Below are 16755 nucleotides of genomic sequence, written 5' to 3'. Positions count from 1 at the left end.
CATGAGTCAGACGGACGGTTTGAAAGATACCATTGCCTGTGATACCAGGATTAGCCAGATTGTTGATGATTCTTTGTCTTATGCAGGCTACAATATTTCTGAATTGGTAGAGCACCAAGCGAGTTTTGAAGAGGTGATTTATCTGCTGTGGTATTTGCATTTGCCGACTCAAATTGAGCTCAAGCATTTTGAAGAAGATCTGCGAGCTAATTATGCCATTAGCGATGCGGTGGAGCAGTGTATTCTCATCCAGTCCCGCAAGCACCTTCATCCCATGAGTGTCTTGCGCTCAACGGTCAGTCTTTTGGGCGTTTATAATGTCCATGCTGAGGAAGCGTCTCTAGAAGCGACCTATGAGCAGAGCATCCAGCTTATGGCAAAGATGCCGACCATTATTGCGGCTTTTGCAAGACTGAGGTCGGGTCAGACTCCAATAGAGCCGCGGGAGGATTTGGACTTTGCAGCTAATTTCCTCTATATGCTCAAAGGACAAGAGGCGAGTGAACTTGAGGTCAAAGCCTTCAACTGTGCCTTGGTGCTCCATGCCGATCATGAGCTCAATGCTTCAACCTTTGCGGCTCGAGTCTGCGCCTCAACCTTGACCGATATTTATTCCTGCGTGACAGCAGCTGTTGGAGCGCTTAAGGGTTCCCTTCATGGCGGTGCTAATGAATGTGTCTTTGATATGCTGAAAGAGATCAGAGAGGAAGGGGATTGCCAGGCCTACCTAGACCGTAAACTGGCCTCTCACGAGAAGATTATGGGCTTTGGCCATCGAGTTTACAAGACTCAAGATCCGCGTGAAAAATACCTGCGACAAATGGCCAAAGACTTGACGCAGGGAACCAAGGACGAAGTCTGGTATCAGCTTTCAGAAGAAATTGAAGCCTATATGAAGCATACCAAGCACCTGATACCGAATGTCGATTTTTATTCGGCTACGGTTTACCATGTGTTGGGCATTGACAGCAGTATTTACACCCTGATTTTTGCTATGAGTCGGGTGGCTGGCTGGATTGCCCATATTCAGGAACAGCGCAAGAACAATAAGCTGATTCGACCACGTTCTAACTATATCGGTGCTCAAGGTTTGGAGTATCTTCCCATCGGAAGGAGATAAAATGGCAGATAAGATTTTATTTGAGAAAGGGCAATTGCTGGTACCGGATGCTCCTATTATTCCTTACATCCAAGGTGACGGGATTGGAGTGGATATCTGGGAAAATGCCCAGCTGGTCTTTGATAAGGCTGTAGAAAAGGCTTATGGTGGCCAGAGAAAAGTTGTTTGGAAGGAAGTTTTGGCTGGGAAAAAAGCAGCAGACCAGACAGGTGACTGGCTACCGGACGAAACGTTGGCAACGATTAAGAGCCATCTAGTGGCTATTAAGGGGCCGCTAGAAACCCCAGTCGGAGAAGGGATTCGTTCCTTGAATGTGGCCCTGAGACAGGAATTGGATCTCTATGCCTGCCTGCGGCCGGTTCGTTATTTCAAGGGAGTTCCCAGTCCGCTCAAGCACCCAGAGAAGACAGAGATCACGATTTTTCGGGAAAATACAGAAGACATCTACGCAGGGATCGAGTGGGAGAGTGGAACGGCTGCAGTCCAAAAAGTTATCGCTTTCCTGCAGAAGGATATGCAGGTTGACAAGATTCGCTTTCCAGAAAGCTCTGCTATTGGGATTAAGCCTATCTCTAAGCAGGGCAGCGAGCGGCTGATACGGGCGGCCATTGACTATGCACTAGCCAAAGGACTAAGGCGGGTAACTTTGGTTCACAAGGGCAATATCCAGAAATTTACAGAGGGCGGTTTTCGGAAATGGGGCTATGAACTAGCTCAAAGAGAGTATGCGGACGAGCTGGCTTCTGGAAAACTAATCATCCAGGATGTGATTGCAGATAATTTTCTGCAGCAGATTTTGCTCTATCCCGAGAAATTTGATGTTGTCGCCTTGACCAATCTAAATGGTGATTATGCCAGCGATGCTCTGGCTGCTCAGGTGGGCGGGATTGGTATTGCGCCAGGAGCCAATATCAATTACGAGACTGGTCATGCTATTTTTGAAGCTACTCACGGTACGGCGCCAGATATAGCGGGTCAAAATAGGGCTAATCCTTGCTCTCTTCTCTTATCAGGGGCCATGCTCTTTGATTACATTGGTTGGTCGGAGGCATCTCATCTCCTGACTAAGGCTGTTGAGAAGGCTCTCTTTGAGCAAAAAGTGACAGGCGATTTTGCCAGTCAGCTGGAAGGAGTAGCAGCTTTGACCACTAGTCAATTTGCTGAGGAGCTAGTAGCTAATATAGAAAAGTGCCCATAATGAAGAAAAAAGCGATGAGGAAACTGCCTATCTAGACAGTCTCTTCATCACTTTTTTGTCTTTTTCGATATTCCAGTCCCCAGCCGATGATCCAACAGAAAACTAGCAGATAATTTTCAATCCAGCCCAGTAGGTTGGCTTGATTCGCCTTTTCCAGATAGCCTAGCAGATGGTTGGTGCCAAAGCCCAGTCCACCTAGAATCAGCGCTAGAAGGGTCATCCGCAGATAGAACCAATCATACTTTATGTTGGTGGCAATGACTAAAGGCAGAATAGCCAGATTCCAGAAACCAATTTCCCGCTGCCAGTAGAGAGCTAGACCATAGACGGACTCATTGCCCAAGAGCTGGGGCTGGAATATCTGGATTATAGCCGCGCCCAGCATAGCTAAGAATAGTAAGATGAAAGTCACTCGTAAAAATTTATTCATACTTATCTCCTTTCTTCTTTGTAGATTATAATGTTTTTGAAACTGATTTTCAAGTTTTCATTTTTTACAAAAGAAATCTCTAATAAAATATTTTACAGGCAAGTCCTATCTTTTTAGGTGCTTTTGTGGTATACTAGATTAGTTGCAGAAATACAGTTTTTCTATTCAGTGGGAGCTAGCGACCGAGTCGGCGCTTTTTTAGTGCCTGGACTTGAGAGCCCATATTTATGAAGAGAAGAGCGAATACTCTTAGAAAATCGAGATTTAGCAAGAGAAAAGCACTTGGTATGTTTCGATAGTTGAGTATCAAAAGCCTTATAAGGTGGCTTCGCACCGCCTTTAGAAAGAAGAAGAACATTGAAATTTAATGAATTACATTTATCTGCTGAATTACTAGCAGAGATTGAAAAAGCTGGCTTTGTAGAAGCAAGCCCTATTCAAGAGCAGACAATTCCACTTGCTATGGCAGGTAAGGATGTTATTGGTCAGGCCCAGACAGGGACAGGAAAGACAGCGGCCTTTGGCTTCCCGACTCTGGAGAAGATTGATACAGATAATCCTGCTGTTCAAGCCTTGATTATCGCTCCAACCCGTGAATTGGCTGTGCAAAGTCAGGAAGAGCTTTTCCGGTTTGGCCGTAGCAAGGGCATCAAGGTGCGTTCTGTCTACGGTGGCTCCAGCATCGAAAAGCAAATCAAGGCCCTCAAATCAGGTGCTCATATCGTTGTAGGAACACCTGGTCGTCTCTTGGATTTGATCAAACGCAAGGCGCTTAAGCTGAATCAGATTGAAACCTTAATCTTGGACGAAGCGGATGAAATGCTTAACATGGGCTTTTTGGAAGATATTGAGTCTATCATTTCCCGTGTGCCAGAAGAACGTCAGACCTTACTCTTTTCAGCGACCATGCCGGATGCTATCAAGCGTATCGGTGTCAAGTTCATGAAGGAACCTGAGCATGTCAAGATTGCTGCTAAAGAGCTGACGACGGAGCTGGTGGATCAGTATTATATCCGTGTCAAAGACAATGAAAAATTTGATACCATGACCCGCCTGATGGACGTGGAGCAGCCAGAGCTGTCAATCGTCTTTGGCCGGACCAAGCGTCGGGTGGACGAGCTGACTCGTGGCCTAAAAATTCGCGGTTTCCGAGCAGAGGGTATCCATGGTGATTTGGATCAAGGCAAGCGTCTTCGCGTTCTACGCGACTTTAAAAACGGGAATCTGGATGTCTTGGTGGCGACAGATGTGGCCGCGCGTGGTTTGGACATTTCTGGTGTGACCCACGTCTACAACTACGATATTCCGCAGGATCCAGAAAGCTATGTTCACCGGATTGGTCGGACTGGTCGTGCTGGTAAGTCAGGTCAGTCTATCACTTTCGTGGCGCCAAATGAAATGGGCTATCTGCAGATCATCGAAAATCTGACCAAGAAGCGTATGAAAGGCCTCAAGCCAGCTACGGCAGAAGAAGCTTTCCAAGCTAAGAAAAAAGTGGCTCTTAAGAAGATTGAACGCGATTTTGCGGATGATAGCATCCGTTCTAACTTTGAGAAATTCGGCAAGGATGCCCGCAAGCTGGCAGCAGAATTCAGCCCAGAAGAGCTGGCTATGTATATCCTCAGCTTGACGGTGCAGGATCCAGATGCCCTTCCTGAAGTAGAAATTGCCCGTGAAAAACCATTGCCATTTAAACCGTCTGGCGGAGGCTTTGGCGGAAAAGGCAAGGGCGGTCGTGGCGGAAATAGCAACCGTCGCAACAATGACAATCGCCGTGACCGAGGTGGCCGTCGCGACCAATTTAAGAAAGGTCGTAAAGAAGAGCGGTTTGATAAAGAAAATCGCTACCGCAAGGACCACAAGAAGCCACGCAATACTTCTAGCGAAAAGAAAACCGGCTTTGTTATCCGTAACAAGGGTGATAAATAAGGCGATTTGTTAACTAGAGTTGGCGGCAATTTTAGCGTCGAGAGAGAATGCAAGTTCTCTCTTTTCGTTTGTTCAATAAATCTTCTTATTCTCAGTCCTGCAGAAATATAAGTATGAGCCAATGTAGTTTCCTTAATCATGCTGATTGAAGCAGTCCTGTTTATCAAAGTAAATTATAGCCCCCTTATTTCCGCTGTGAACAGTTCTTGGTCTTCTTGCTATAGAACAGGATTCAAAGTATTTCAACTAATTTCGACATCAGAATTCAACATATCAGCTATTTAAAATAAAAAAATTCACAAATCTTTGTTTATATGCTGAAACTGTTGTATAATAAGGTGAAGGTGAGTCTGTAAGAAATTCAGGAGCAAAAGGAGAATGTAAAATGAAAGAAAGTAGACATAGAATCATTCTGCAAGAACTGGATCAAACAGGTGTGGTTGCTGTTAAAAACCTCAAGGAAATGCTGGGTGTCACGGATATGACCATCCGTCGGGATTTGATTGATTTGGAGAAGCAGGGCATGCTGACCCGCGTGCATGGCGGAGCCCATAAGAAGGTCAAGAATGCTCTCAACGAGATTTCCCACTCAGAAAAGCAAATGCTGAATGTTGAGGAGAAGAAGCAGATTGCCCGTAAATGTGCGGATTTGATTGCTGACGGGGATACGGTCTTTATTGGGTCAGGCACCACAACTGATTTTATAGGAGACTATTTGGATGGCAAAAATATCAGCATTGTCACCAATTCGCTGCCAATTTTTGAAAAGTTAAAAGAAAGGGCTAATTTAGATTTAATTCTGATTGGCGGACGCTATCGGGCCAAGACTCAAACCTTTGTTGGTCAGTTTGCTAATAATCTTTTGAAAGAAATCAAGGTTTCTAAGGCCTTTATTGGGGCGAATGGCATTGACGGTCATAATGTTACGACCAGCAATGAAGAAGAAGGCAATGGAGATGCGATTATCCTTAACAATGCCATCAGCAAATACATTGTAGCAGATAACAGCAAGTTTGACAGCTATTCTTTCTATTCTTTTTACCGGCTGGACAATCTCAGTGCAGTTGTGACGGACGATAATATCGCTCCGAAAGTCAAGGAAAAATACAGCACCTACGTTGAAATTCTATGATGTGTGGCCGGTGAGAGAAACTTGTTTCAAATGAATAATTTATAGAGGCTGTGACTGGGATTTTGTCTAGAAATTCTAGTCGCAGTTTTTTTATATCTTGGTCGATTTTGTAAACAACAGTCTTGACTTTGCTGCGGAATTCCTTATATAATAAAATGTATTATTAAATTTTAGGAGGTCTTATGACAATCATTATAGTGATTTTTGCAGCAGTGTCGCTTTTTCGTTTGGTGTTTTTGAGGAAATCCTCTCAGAATGAGCAGGATATTCTGGCTAAGGGTGGCATGGAGTACGGGGTGAAAAACTCAACTATCATGAAGTACCTGCACATGCTTTTTTATGCGGTTTGCTTTCTGGAATTGCTGCTGAAAAAGCCAGCTTTTGACTTTGTGAGCCTACTGGGAGCTGTCTTGTTGCTCTTTTCTATGTTTATGCTCTACCTTGTTGCCAAGCTCTTAGGGCCAGTTTGGACCATCAAGCTCATGCTGGTTAAGGATCATAAGTTTGTTGACCACTGGCTCTTTCGCAATGTCAAACATCCTAATTATTTCCTGAATGTTGTTCCAGAATTGGTGGGCTTGGCCCTGCTCAGTCATGCTTACTTTGCTCTGTTTATCCTCTTCCCACTCTACTGTATCACACTCTATGTCCGTATCAAGGAAGAAGAGCAGTTACTCAAGGAAGTTATCATTCCAAATGGAATTGCTGGTGAATAAAGTTAATAAAATGCATATCGACTGCAAAAGAAAGGCTAGGACGTTTATGTCCTAGCCTTTTCTTTCATTATTTCTCTTATTTCATCAACCATTTGCTGGGGTTGGTTCGCTTCAAAGAGTAAGCTATTTGCTTCAGGCTGGTGGGCAGTTTGGCTGAAAGCCAAAACTGGCTTTCCCTTGCTGATAGCCCTTTGGACAATTTGGTCGACTTCTCCCCAGTGATTAATATCCAAGTAAATATCCGCCCTATCGAGCAAATCCTCAATAAAGTCATCCTGGTGGATATTGGTGTAGAGGTTGATATTAGGATAGTCCTTAAAGCTGGCCAAATAAGGAGAAATATTGGTCTTAGCGGCTATGTGAAATTCCAAGTCTGGCAGATTTTCTGCTAAATAGGCCAATTGTTCCAAGGTATCAGAAGCTGTCAGCGTGAAGGCATGGAAATTGCCCTGCGGCCGCTCCTTGATGATAAGCTCTTCCTTGCTCATAGCGATAGAGTTACTGGGAATATCCTGGAAAATCAAGCTGTTGGCTCCAACGATGACATTATCGCCAATGGTCACACCTTTGAGGATTACAGTATTGGCTCCAATCCAGCAGTTAGCTCCAATCTTGACTGGCGCAACAGTAAAATCAATCTTCTCAATATGGTAATTAGAATACTGATGATTATGGTCAAAAATGCGGACCCCATCGCCAAACATGGTATCCTTGCCGATTTCGATAGAGTGTTGACAGCGGACAGTACAATGGTCGTTAAAGAAAACCCTGGTTCCTAGCTTGAATTGTGCGCCACTTGCTACATTCAAGCTGATAAAGGATTGGAAAATGACATCTTGGCCGATATCAAGCTGGGCATCTGGGGAAATTTCGATATGATGAAAGTCGCCTTTAAACTGGATTTCAGGCATGTTGAGTCCTTTCTTTGATGTAAGCCAGTTTGGCTTGTCTAGTTTTCTTTTTAAAGAGTGCTTCAGCCGACATGGCAGCCGGCTTGGTAGGGTGTTCTTCTTGGTAAAGTAAGGTAACTGGCAGCCGAGTGCGAGTGTATTTGGCACCTTTGCCAGCTTGATGTTTTTTGAGTCGGGCTTGGACATCCGTTGTGTAGCCGGTGTAGAGGGAGCCGTCCCCGCATTCAAGCACGTACATATAGGCTTTATTTTCCATAGTAAATCTCGTGAATCTCCGGAGTGTAACTGCCATCCTGATTGTGAATAAAGAGAGGGGGCAGGATTTTTAGACCGTCGCGGGAACCATCTTTAATCGCTTCGATAAGCAGCATATTGGCCTCTTTACCCAACTTTGGATAGACAAACTGAATGCGCTTGGGAGCCAGGTTGTGGGCTTGCATGGTATCTAAAATATCCAGAAAGCGTTCTGGTCGATGAACCATGGCCAACCGACCATTAGATTTGAGGACTCGTTGGGCAATCTTGCAAATCTCTTCCAGATTTGTTGAGATTTCATGGCGGGCTAATAGGTAGTGCTGGCTTTCATTGAGATTGGATTGCTTGTCCACTTTGAAATACGGGGGATTGCAGAGAATCATATCAACCTTGCTGCCAGTGATATAGAGTCCTAGGTTTTTCAGATCGTCCTGAATAACTTGCATTTGCTGGGTTAAATCATTGAGCTCAATGGAGCGCTCGGCCATGTCTGCCAGACGTTCCTGAATCTCGACTGCCAGAATCTTGGCCTTGGTGCGAGTGCTGGCAAAAAGTCCAACAGCGCCATTTCCAGCACAGAGATCGACAATCAACCCCCGCTGGGGCAGCTTAGGAAAGCGGGAAAGCAGTACGCTGTCTACCGAATAGCTGAAGACCTCACTGTTTTGAATAATCTTGACATCCGTTGAAAAGAGCTGGTTGACTCGTTCTCCGTCTTTTAGTTTTGCTTCGTTCATAAGTCAATTATAGCATGATTTAGCAAGGATTCCAAAGGGATATGGGAAGTTTTTGCACAATCAAAAAAACATGCGAGGGCTCTCGCATGTTTCCATGAGCTTAAATGATAATTCTTTTTTTAGCTAGCTCTTAATCAAATCTGTATTTCTGCTTGATGGTGCAGGCAACAAAGACAAGCCCGAAAACGACCATGAGAATCAGATAGACTGGTAAAGTTGCGGCTGTCAGCGTCGCAATTTCCAAAAGGTGCTGCAGGACAAAAGCTGATAGATAGAAGCCAAAGACAGAGAAGATAATAAGCAGGCTGCGCCAGAGGTTGAGTGGCAGACAGGCCCGGATGACTGACAGGAAGCTGATGCTGCCTAGCAAGTAATAGGTCAGGGTGGCCATTTCTATATCGCTCCAGCCATGACTGCTGCCCCAGATGCGCACAAATAGCACGCTGAAGACAATCATGAGGGAGCTTGGCAGAGCTAGCTGCAGGGAGCGTTTGAGGAAGTGCTTTTCAACCGGCTTAATATTGCGCTCAAAGGTGAGGACAAAGGGCGGGAAACCTTCGACAAACTGGTCAATCAAGGTGATCTGAATCGGGATGAATGGGAAAATCAAGAGGTATTCAGATTTTCCTAGCAGGATACTGGCGATACAGATGATAGCCAGGATAAAGGAATAAATCGTCTTGATGAAGAAAATCGGAGCAATCCGGCCGATATTGTTAACAACCCGGCGGCCTTCAAAAAGAATCTCGGGGACATCGTTAAAGTCGGAGTTAAGAAGGACCAAGTTGGCAATTTGCCGAGTTGCGGGGTCGCCCTCGGCCATGACGATGGAGCAGTCTGCTTCACGCAAGGCCAAGATATCATTAACCCCATCTCCGGTCATGGCTGTTGTCCGACCAGCGGCCTTAAGAGTCTGGATCAGCAGCTTTTTCTGATGGGGAGAAACACGGCCGAAGATGGCTGTTTCTTCTGCTTGCTCAACCAATTCTTGATCGCTGATTTTAGAGCAGTCGATGTAGCTGTTGTAGTTGGCAAATCCAGCCTGGCTAGCAATATGGGAAACGGTCACTGGATTGTCACCAGAGATGATTTTCAGATCAACATCCTGAGAGCGCAGGTAGTCCAGTGTCTCAGCCGCTCCCTCACGAATAGGATCAGTGATTTCCAGAACAGCTAAAGCGGTCATATCTTCAGGCAGTTGAATACTGTGTTTGTCTAGCACTTGGTTGCTGTGAGCTAGCACCAAAACCCGCGATCCGCGTTTTTGAGCCTCTCCAACCGCTGCAGGATTGCTGTCCAGCAGCATTTCGGGAGCCCCCAGAAAGATAGTTCCGACACTGGATAAATGCATAGCGCCCCATTTTCGGTCACTAGAAAATGGGATGACATTGTCGCTAGTATAGGCATGGTCCAGATGGCCGTAGCCCTTGCGAATAGCTTGGGCTGTTGGGTTATTATCCTCGCTGGTTTGAATGTAGGCTGCTAAGATTTGATCGACGGTCTCATCAGAAAACTTATCTGACAGGCTATGCAAGGCTTCAACAGTCATCTTACCTTGGGTAATTGTCCCAGTCTTGTCCAGGCAGAGAGTATCCACCCGAGCCAGAGTTTCAACTGAATACATTTCCTGAACAAGCACCTTGCGCATACCTAGCTTGATGACAGCTGTCAGGAGTGACGTGACTGTCAGCAGGGCGATTCCCTTAGGCAGCATACCCAAAAGAGCTGTTGAGCTGGTAATGACAGAGTTTTTGACAGGCAATCCCTTTATCATCAGGGCTTCAAAGAAGAGAGCCATTCCGAAAGGAATGATAATTTTTCCAGTAAAGCGGGAAATTTTCCCAAGATTGTATAGAATACGCGAGTTGATAGGCTTGAGGGTTTTAGCCTCAGTCATGAGCTTGTTGGCATAGTTGTCTGCTCCGACATGGTGCACCTCAGCATAGATCTGCCCACTGGCTAGAAAGCTACCAGACAGCAGCTCAGCGCCTTCTTCCTTGAGCACTAGGTCACTCTCCCCTGTTAACATGGCTTCATTGGCCTCGGCAACACCCTCTACTACACGGGCATCACTGGGAATTTGCTCGCCAGCTGACAGCTTGATCAGGTCACCCAGTACAATTTCTTCTGGCTGAATTTTGACTTCCTGGCCGTTGCGGATGACTGTGACCAGCTCTCGGCTGACCAGATTGAGCTTGTCAATCATGTGTTTGGCTCGCAGCTCTGTGATAATACCAGTGACGGCGTTAAAGCTGATTACTGCGAAGAAGACCAGATTGCTCCAGGCTTGGACAGAGACCAAGGCTAGAGCAATAACAAAGTTAAGGGCATTAAAAAGGGTGAAAACATTCCGCTTAACGATTTGCCAGTTACTAGTACTGGTGTCACTTGTAAAATCGTTGGTCAGGCCCTGCGAAATCTTTTCATCTACTTGGGTTTGGTTTAAACCGATTAATTCTTTCTTGTTCATGAGATTAATGATACCATTTTTTTATGGAAATGGCTATCAGAATCAGCTGTTACAGCCAAAGTTTGGAAAAATATTGCAGACTATAATGGGATAGGGTATAATGGGAAAGGATGTAATAAATTTCAAGTACAATCACAGTTTGAAATAAGGAGAGTTTATGTTTTATACCTATTTGCGAGGTTTAGTGATTTTTATCCTGTGGACCTTGAACGGCAATGCACACTACCACAATAAAGAAAAGATTCCTTCAAAAGATGAAAATTATATCTTGGTTGCCCCTCACCGAACATGGTGGGATCCAGTTTACATGGCTTTTGCGACCAAGCCCAAGCAGTTCATTTTCATGGCCAAGAAACAGCTTTTTGAAAATCGCGTATTCGGCTGGTGGATTCGCATGTGTGGTGCCTTTCCCATTGACCGGGAAAATCCTGGTCCGTCAGCTATAAAATACCCTGTCAATATGCTGAAAAAGAGCAATCGCTCTCTGATTATGTTCCCAAGCGGCAGCCGGCATTCTACGGATGTCAAGGGAGGAGTAGCAGTGATTGCTAAGATGGCTAAGGTCCGTATCATGCCAGTGGTCTATGCTGGTCCCATGAGCCTCAAAGGCTTAGCAGCTGGGGAGCGCGTGGATATGAATTTTGGTAATCCCATTGATATTTCAGACATTAAGAAGATGAATGATGAGGGAGTTGAGGAAGTGGCTCGCCGTGTTCATGCTGAGTTTGACCGTCTGGATGCTGAAGTAGCACCTTACCAGACACAAAAGAAAGGCAATATTTTCTTGCGGATTTTACGTGCCTTTGTCTTTATTCCTGCTATTTTGATTGGAATTTTGACCATCATTTTCAGCTTTTTTGCTAGCTTTGTCTGGGATCCAGATAAGCATAGAAAATAAAATACTAATCAGCTTGCTGAGCAATCTTGCTTGGGAGCTGATTTTTGTATGCAAGTGAGTTATAATGTTGCTATGTTTTATAAGGAGGATGCTATGTCTCTTGCTTTTTTATCTTTTGTAACCTTATCACTGTTTATGCTGCACGAGTTTGATGAGATTATCCTGGTTCGGCCTTGGATTTCTCAGAATCAAGACCATCAAGGCTATCAAAAGGAGATGTTCATTGCCAGAAGAGGAAGTTATCTTTCTGCTGAAAGCATTGCTCTGATGATTGCGGAGGAATTTTTGCTAGCTTTTATTCTCTTGCTGCTTGCGATTCTATTTCGCATTCCCGAGCTAGCTCTGGCTATTGGCTTCTGTCATACTCTTCATCTGCTGGGCCATATCATGCAAGTGTTTCGCTTTCGTCGTTGGGTACCGGGCGGCTTCACAGCTTTGACGACTTTTCCTATACTCATCTTAGTCTTCATCCTTTATCTATATCAGCAGTCAGTTTCTTGGCCGCTGCTTCTAATTCTAAGTGTGCTAATGATGGCTTTTCTTCTAGTAAACCTTGCTTTTTTACATAGCAAAGCTCAAAAGATAGAAACTTGGATATACAGGATAAGCAAAGCAGACTAATATTACAGCTCCTATTTTTATCAATGGCCTTTCTATCTACGATTACTTGCAAAATAAAGATTTTAAAATATGACAAGCTGAAAATATTCTCGGCTTGTTTTATTTTTTTAAATGTTTTACGAATAAAAAGACAAAGGAGAAAAATATGCTTGAAGAAATCATTGAGAAGCTTAAAGAATACAAGCTCTTTGTCGGTCTGGCAGTGGTTGGCGCTGTGCTAGGTGGCTTTTTCCTCATCAAAGGAAATCATCAACCGCAAAACCAGGTAGCCGCCTTAAGTCAAGAGGTAACTTCCTCATCCAGCTCAGCTGATGAAGAAAGCGAAAAGATTGTCTCTAAGGCCAAGGCGGACGAAGAGGAAAGCGAGCAGATTACTGTGGATATTAAGGGAGCAGTCAAGAATCCTGGTGTCTATGAGCTGAGAGCAGGAGCGAGAGTCCATGAAGCCATCCAAAAAGCTGGCGGATTGACAGCAGACGCCGAGGCTAAGTCCATCAATCAGGCACAAAAATTAACGGATGAAGCAGTAATCTATGTGGCAAAGATTGGTGAAGAAGGAGCTGATGTCACCCAGACTGGCCAGCGTCAAGCAGGAGCTTCTGATTCTGCTGGTGCCAGTGGTGGAAAGTCGGACAAGGTCAATCTAAATACGGCGACAGAGGCTGAACTGCAGACTATTTCAGGCATCGGACAGAAGCGGGCTTCTGACATTATCGCCTACCGCGAAAGCAGTGGCCGCTTTAAGTCAGTAGATGATCTGAAAAAGGTGTCAGGTATTGGAGATAAGACCTTAGAAAAGCTGAAAGAATATGTCACAGTGGATTAAAAAGTTACCCCTCACCCCTATCTATCTGGCTTTCATCCTTGTATGGGCCTATTTTGCAGTCTATTCTGGAAGTTCTTTGGCTTATTTTGGGCTGGGTGTCCTTCTGCTTCGTCTCTTTTTCAGCTATCCCCTCAAAAAAAGTCTAGCTGCTTTGGCATTCCTGTCCCTTTTTGTCTTCTTTTTCTTGCTTCGTCGGGAAATGGCAGAGCAGGCCTTTAGGCAGGAAGCTCCGTCAACTAGCTCGGTTCAGGTCTTGCCAGATACGATCAAAGTCAATGGAGACTCCCTATCCTTTCGAGGGCGAACCAACGGTCGACTTTATCAGGTCTTCTACAAGATCAAATCAGCCAGTGAAAAGGAAGATTTTCAGCAACTGACAGATTTGGTCGTACTTGATATTGAAGGAGAGTTTGAACAGGCTCAGCAGCAACGAAATTTTTCGGGCTTTGACTATCAGGCTTATTTAAAGAGTCAGGGGATTTACCGTATCTTAAAAATCAATAAGATTAAGTCACTAAGACCAATTTCCAGCCTGAATCCACTGGATTGGCTGTCTGTTTGGCGGAGAAAAGCGCTGGTCTATATTCGAAGTAATTTTCCCAGCCCGATGAGTCATTATATGACTGGACTCTTGTTTGGTGACCTGGATACGGAGTTTGCGGAAATGAGCAATCTGTATTCTAGCTTGGGTATCATCCACTTGTTTGCCTTGTCTGGTATGCAGGTAGGTTTCTTTTTGGATGGTTTTCGCAGGATTCTTCTACGTTTGGGGATGAAGAGGGAGACAGTAAACGCCTTGCAGCTGCCTTTTTCATTTATCTACGCTGGACTGACAGGCTTTTCTGTTTCTGTTGTCAGAAGCTTAGTTCAGAAGTTATTGGCCCAGCAAGGATTGACCAGACTTGATAATTTTGCCCTGACACTGATGGTTCTCTTTATCATCATGCCCAATTTTCTTCTGACAGCTGGCGGTGTCTTATCCTGTGCTTATGCTTTTTTGATTTCTATGATGGATTTTGAGAAGTTGTCGCCGTTTCGGAAGCTTTTAGCGGAAAGTCTGACTATTTCATTGGGGATTTTGCCTATACTAATCTACTATTTTTCTGAATTTCAGCCTTGGTCCGTGATTTTAACTTTTCTATTTTCACTACTCTTTGATCTGCTGATGCTGCCAGGCTTAACCCTCATTTTTATTTTGTCGCCACTTTTAAAAATCACTCAAGTCAATTTTTTCTTTGAGTTACTAGAAGATGTGATTCGTTGGGTAGCTGATTTTGCTCCGCGCCCTTTGATTTTTGGAAAGCCCAACCTCTGGTTACTGTTCGCTCTGCTTTTGGTTTTGGCTTTAATCTATGACTTTCGGAGAAAGAAAAGCTGGCTTTTATCTTTTAGTTTGCTAGCTCTTCTCTTATTTTTCCTAACAAAGCATCCGCTGCAAAACGAGATCACAGTAGTGGATATTGGTCAGGGAGATAGCATTTTTCTCAGGGACTGGCGAGGCAGGACGGTTTTGATTGATGTAGGAGGACGAGTCGAGATAGGAAAGAAAGAGGCTTGGCAGGAGCGACAGACTTCATCCAATGCAGAAAAGACCTTAATTCCCTATCTCAAAAGTCGTGGCGTTGCTAGTCTGGATGTATTGGTCCTGACTCATACCGATACCGATCACATGGGAGATATGCTGGAGGTAGCTAAGCATTTTTCCATCAAGGAAATCTATGTTTCTAAAGGAAGTCTGACTCAGCTTGATTTTGTTCAAAAACTGGAGCAGATAGAAACTTCTGTCCATGTCGTAGAAGTAGGAGATGAGATTCCGGTATTTGACTCAGTTTTGCAGGTTCTCTATCCTAGCGGAACAGGAGACGGTGGAAATGATGATTCAATTGTACTCTACGGGGAGTTCTTTCAGACAAAATTTTTGTTTACAGGTGATTTGGAAAGACAAGGAGAAACCGAACTGCTGCAGCGCTTCCCTCAGCTGAAAGCGGATGTCTTAAAAGCAGGGCACCATGGTTCCAAAGGCTCGTCCAGTCCAGAGTTTTTAGAGCAAATTCAGCCGAAACTGGCCTTGATATCAGCCGGTCAGAATAATCGTTATCGTCATCCGCATCAGGAAACTTTGCAAAGATTTGAGAAGTTTAATACAGCCATCTATCGAACTGACCAGCAGGGGGCCATTCGGTTGACTGGTTGGAATTCCTGGAGGATTGAAACAGTTCATTGATAGCCGCGCTAAAGATGCCAACTCATACTTTGTAGACTGCTTAGCTTCAGTCAGGAAGTCATATTGATTTATTTATGCATTTGTGATAAGATAATGGGTATAAAAAATTATAGAGGAGAATTTTATGTTTGCTGCATATAAAAAATTCTGGACACATTATGCTGATTTTTCAGGTCGTTCAAGTCGATCAGACTATTGGTGGGTAGTTTTGTGTCATGTTATTGTTACTGCACCGCTATTTATCATTTTTTGGGCATCTGCTTTTGGAAGTATTCTTTCAGCAGCAGTTCAAGACTCAACTTATGGATATGAATCAGATCCATCAGCAATCTTGGCTGGAGCAGGATTCGCTGTAATCTTTATTTTCATCTTAATTCTCTATGCTCTGGCAACTTTTGTACCTAATTTAGCTATCATTGTCCGTCGTTTACGTGATGCTGGTTATCATTGGGCATTTCTTTTCTTGTATGTTGGTCCTTTTTTACTATCATTTATTCCAGTTCTAAATATTATTGCAGGAATAGTATCTCTTCCATGTAGTATTGCTTTGATTGTTTTGCTTTGTCAAGGATCTAAGCCTGAAATGGTTGGAAATTCATATGGTCAGCAAAACTTCCAAGGCCAACAGTTTGGCCAACAGCCATACAATCAAGGTTTGAACTATGAAAAACAACCGCAACAAGGTGGTTTCCAAAGTCAACCATTTGGTCAACAGCCACAGCAAGGCGGTTTCCAAGGCCAACAGTTTGGTCAGTCACAACAACCTGTTCAAAATCAACAGTTTGGCCAACAGTCACAGCAAGGTGGTTTCCAAGGACAACAATTTGGTCAACAACCACAGCAACCAGTCCAAAACCAATCATTTGGTCAACAACCACAACAACCTGTTCAAAATCAACCATTTGGCCAACAGCCTCAACAAGGTGGTTTCCAAGATCAGCAGTTTGGTCAACAGCCACAACAACCTGTTTCTGATCAAAGTCAGGCAGTGGAGCAAGCAGAACCAGTTCAAAATCCATTTACTGCTGAAACACCTGAGCAGTCAACACCTCAAGATTTTGGAACTCAGGCACCTGTTGAGGATAATCCTTTTGTTTCACCAATTCAAGAGGAGCAAGCTTCTACACCAGTTGAAAACAGTGTAGATGATGCAACTGAAAACCAAGAATAAACAAAGAAAGAGTTGGAATTTTTCCAGCTCTTTTTGTTCTATCGCTCGTAGAAAAGTTTTAACAGAACGCAGATCTATTCAAAAATTAGATTTCGTTTGCAAAGAAAAAAACAGACT

The 16755-nt window shown here is 44.2% G+C and carries 15 protein-coding genes; 10 read left to right on the top strand and 5 right to left on the bottom strand.

Features of this window, described 5'->3' with window-relative positions:
- The first annotated feature begins 1 nt into the window (after position 1).
- The gene (locus DQM55_RS08220) at positions 2 to 1120 is read left to right on the top strand and encodes a citrate synthase (protein ID WP_111676123.1); all 1119 of its coding nucleotides are present in this window, start codon (positions 2 to 4) and stop codon (positions 1118 to 1120) included.
- Position 1121: 1 nt separating this feature from the next.
- Entirely contained in the window at positions 1122 to 2318 is a 1197-nt protein-coding gene (icd, locus tag DQM55_RS08215) for an NADP-dependent isocitrate dehydrogenase (RefSeq protein ID WP_111676121.1), read from the top strand.
- Between the two features lie 31 nt (positions 2319 to 2349).
- On the opposite strand, the gene DQM55_RS08210 is transcribed toward icd, so the two are convergent.
- Complete coding sequence (locus DQM55_RS08210; RefSeq protein WP_111676119.1) at positions 2350 to 2748, bottom strand: hypothetical protein; 399 nt, start codon at positions 2746 to 2748, stop codon at positions 2350 to 2352.
- Positions 2749 to 3105: 357 nt separating this feature from the next.
- On the opposite strand from DQM55_RS08210, the gene DQM55_RS08195 reads away from it, so the two are divergent.
- From DQM55_RS08195 to DQM55_RS08185, 3 genes are all read left to right on the top strand, one after another.
- The gene (locus tag DQM55_RS08195; RefSeq protein WP_111676115.1) at positions 3106 to 4677 is read left to right on the top strand and encodes a DEAD/DEAH box helicase; all 1572 of its coding nucleotides are present in this window, start codon (positions 3106 to 3108) and stop codon (positions 4675 to 4677) included.
- Positions 4678 to 5062: 385 nt separating this feature from the next.
- On the top strand, positions 5063 to 5809 hold the full coding sequence (locus DQM55_RS08190; protein ID WP_002897983.1) for a DeoR/GlpR family DNA-binding transcription regulator: 747 nt from the start codon (positions 5063 to 5065) through the stop codon (positions 5807 to 5809).
- Between the two features lie 182 nt (positions 5810 to 5991).
- A complete protein-coding gene (locus tag DQM55_RS08185) occupies positions 5992 to 6525 on the top strand; it encodes an isoprenylcysteine carboxyl methyltransferase family protein (protein ID WP_111676113.1) in 534 nt (177 codons plus the stop codon).
- A gap of 44 nt (positions 6526 to 6569) precedes the next feature.
- Here DQM55_RS08185 and DQM55_RS08180 read toward each other — a convergent pair whose 3' ends face one another.
- The 4 genes from DQM55_RS08180 to DQM55_RS08165 form a co-directional block, all read right to left on the bottom strand.
- Entirely contained in the window at positions 6570 to 7436 is an 867-nt protein-coding gene (locus tag DQM55_RS08180) for a DapH/DapD/GlmU-related protein (RefSeq protein WP_111676111.1), read from the bottom strand.
- Positions 7429 to 7692, bottom strand: coding sequence for a GIY-YIG nuclease family protein (locus DQM55_RS08175; RefSeq protein WP_111676109.1), 264 nt, complete (start codon positions 7690 to 7692; stop codon positions 7429 to 7431). Before DQM55_RS08175 ends, DQM55_RS08180 begins: the two co-directional genes overlap by 8 nt.
- Positions 7682 to 8428, bottom strand: a complete 747-nt coding sequence (locus tag DQM55_RS08170) for a tRNA1(Val) (adenine(37)-N6)-methyltransferase (RefSeq protein ID WP_111676106.1) — start codon at positions 8426 to 8428, stop codon at positions 7682 to 7684. Before DQM55_RS08170 ends, DQM55_RS08175 begins: the two co-directional genes overlap by 11 nt.
- 130 nt (positions 8429 to 8558) lie before the next feature.
- Complete coding sequence (locus DQM55_RS08165) at positions 8559 to 10898, bottom strand: cation-translocating P-type ATPase (RefSeq protein ID WP_111676104.1); 2340 nt, start codon at positions 10896 to 10898, stop codon at positions 8559 to 8561.
- Positions 10899 to 11055: 157 nt separating this feature from the next.
- Here DQM55_RS08165 and DQM55_RS08160 point away from each other — a divergent pair, with 157 nt between their 5' ends.
- The 5 genes from DQM55_RS08160 (at position 11056) to DQM55_RS08140 (ending at position 16638) form a co-directional block, all read left to right on the top strand.
- Complete coding sequence (locus tag DQM55_RS08160; protein WP_002900842.1) at positions 11056 to 11796, top strand: lysophospholipid acyltransferase family protein; 741 nt, start codon at positions 11056 to 11058, stop codon at positions 11794 to 11796.
- Between the two features lie 72 nt (positions 11797 to 11868).
- Positions 11869 to 12417 carry an HXXEE domain-containing protein gene (locus DQM55_RS08155; protein ID WP_172454787.1) on the top strand — a complete coding sequence of 183 codons (549 nt, stop codon included), beginning with the start codon at positions 11869 to 11871 and terminating at the stop codon, positions 12415 to 12417.
- Positions 12418 to 12562: 145 nt separating this feature from the next.
- Positions 12563 to 13243: a helix-hairpin-helix domain-containing protein gene (locus DQM55_RS08150; RefSeq protein ID WP_111676100.1), complete on the top strand. Its 681-nt coding sequence runs from the start codon at positions 12563 to 12565 to the stop codon at positions 13241 to 13243.
- A complete protein-coding gene (locus tag DQM55_RS08145) occupies positions 13227 to 15467 on the top strand; it encodes a DNA internalization-related competence protein ComEC/Rec2 (RefSeq protein WP_111676099.1) in 2241 nt (746 codons plus the stop codon). Before DQM55_RS08150 ends, DQM55_RS08145 begins: the two co-directional genes overlap by 17 nt.
- Before the next feature lie 124 nt (positions 15468 to 15591).
- A complete protein-coding gene (locus DQM55_RS08140) occupies positions 15592 to 16638 on the top strand; it encodes a DUF805 domain-containing protein (protein WP_111676097.1) in 1047 nt (348 codons plus the stop codon).
- Positions 16639 to 16755: the final 117 nt, after the last annotated feature.

Source organism: Streptococcus sanguinis, assembly GCF_900475275.1.
In the GTDB taxonomy this organism is placed as follows: domain Bacteria; phylum Bacillota; class Bacilli; order Lactobacillales; family Streptococcaceae; genus Streptococcus; species Streptococcus sanguinis_N.
This window is presented reverse-complemented; position numbering and strand designations above follow the sequence as displayed.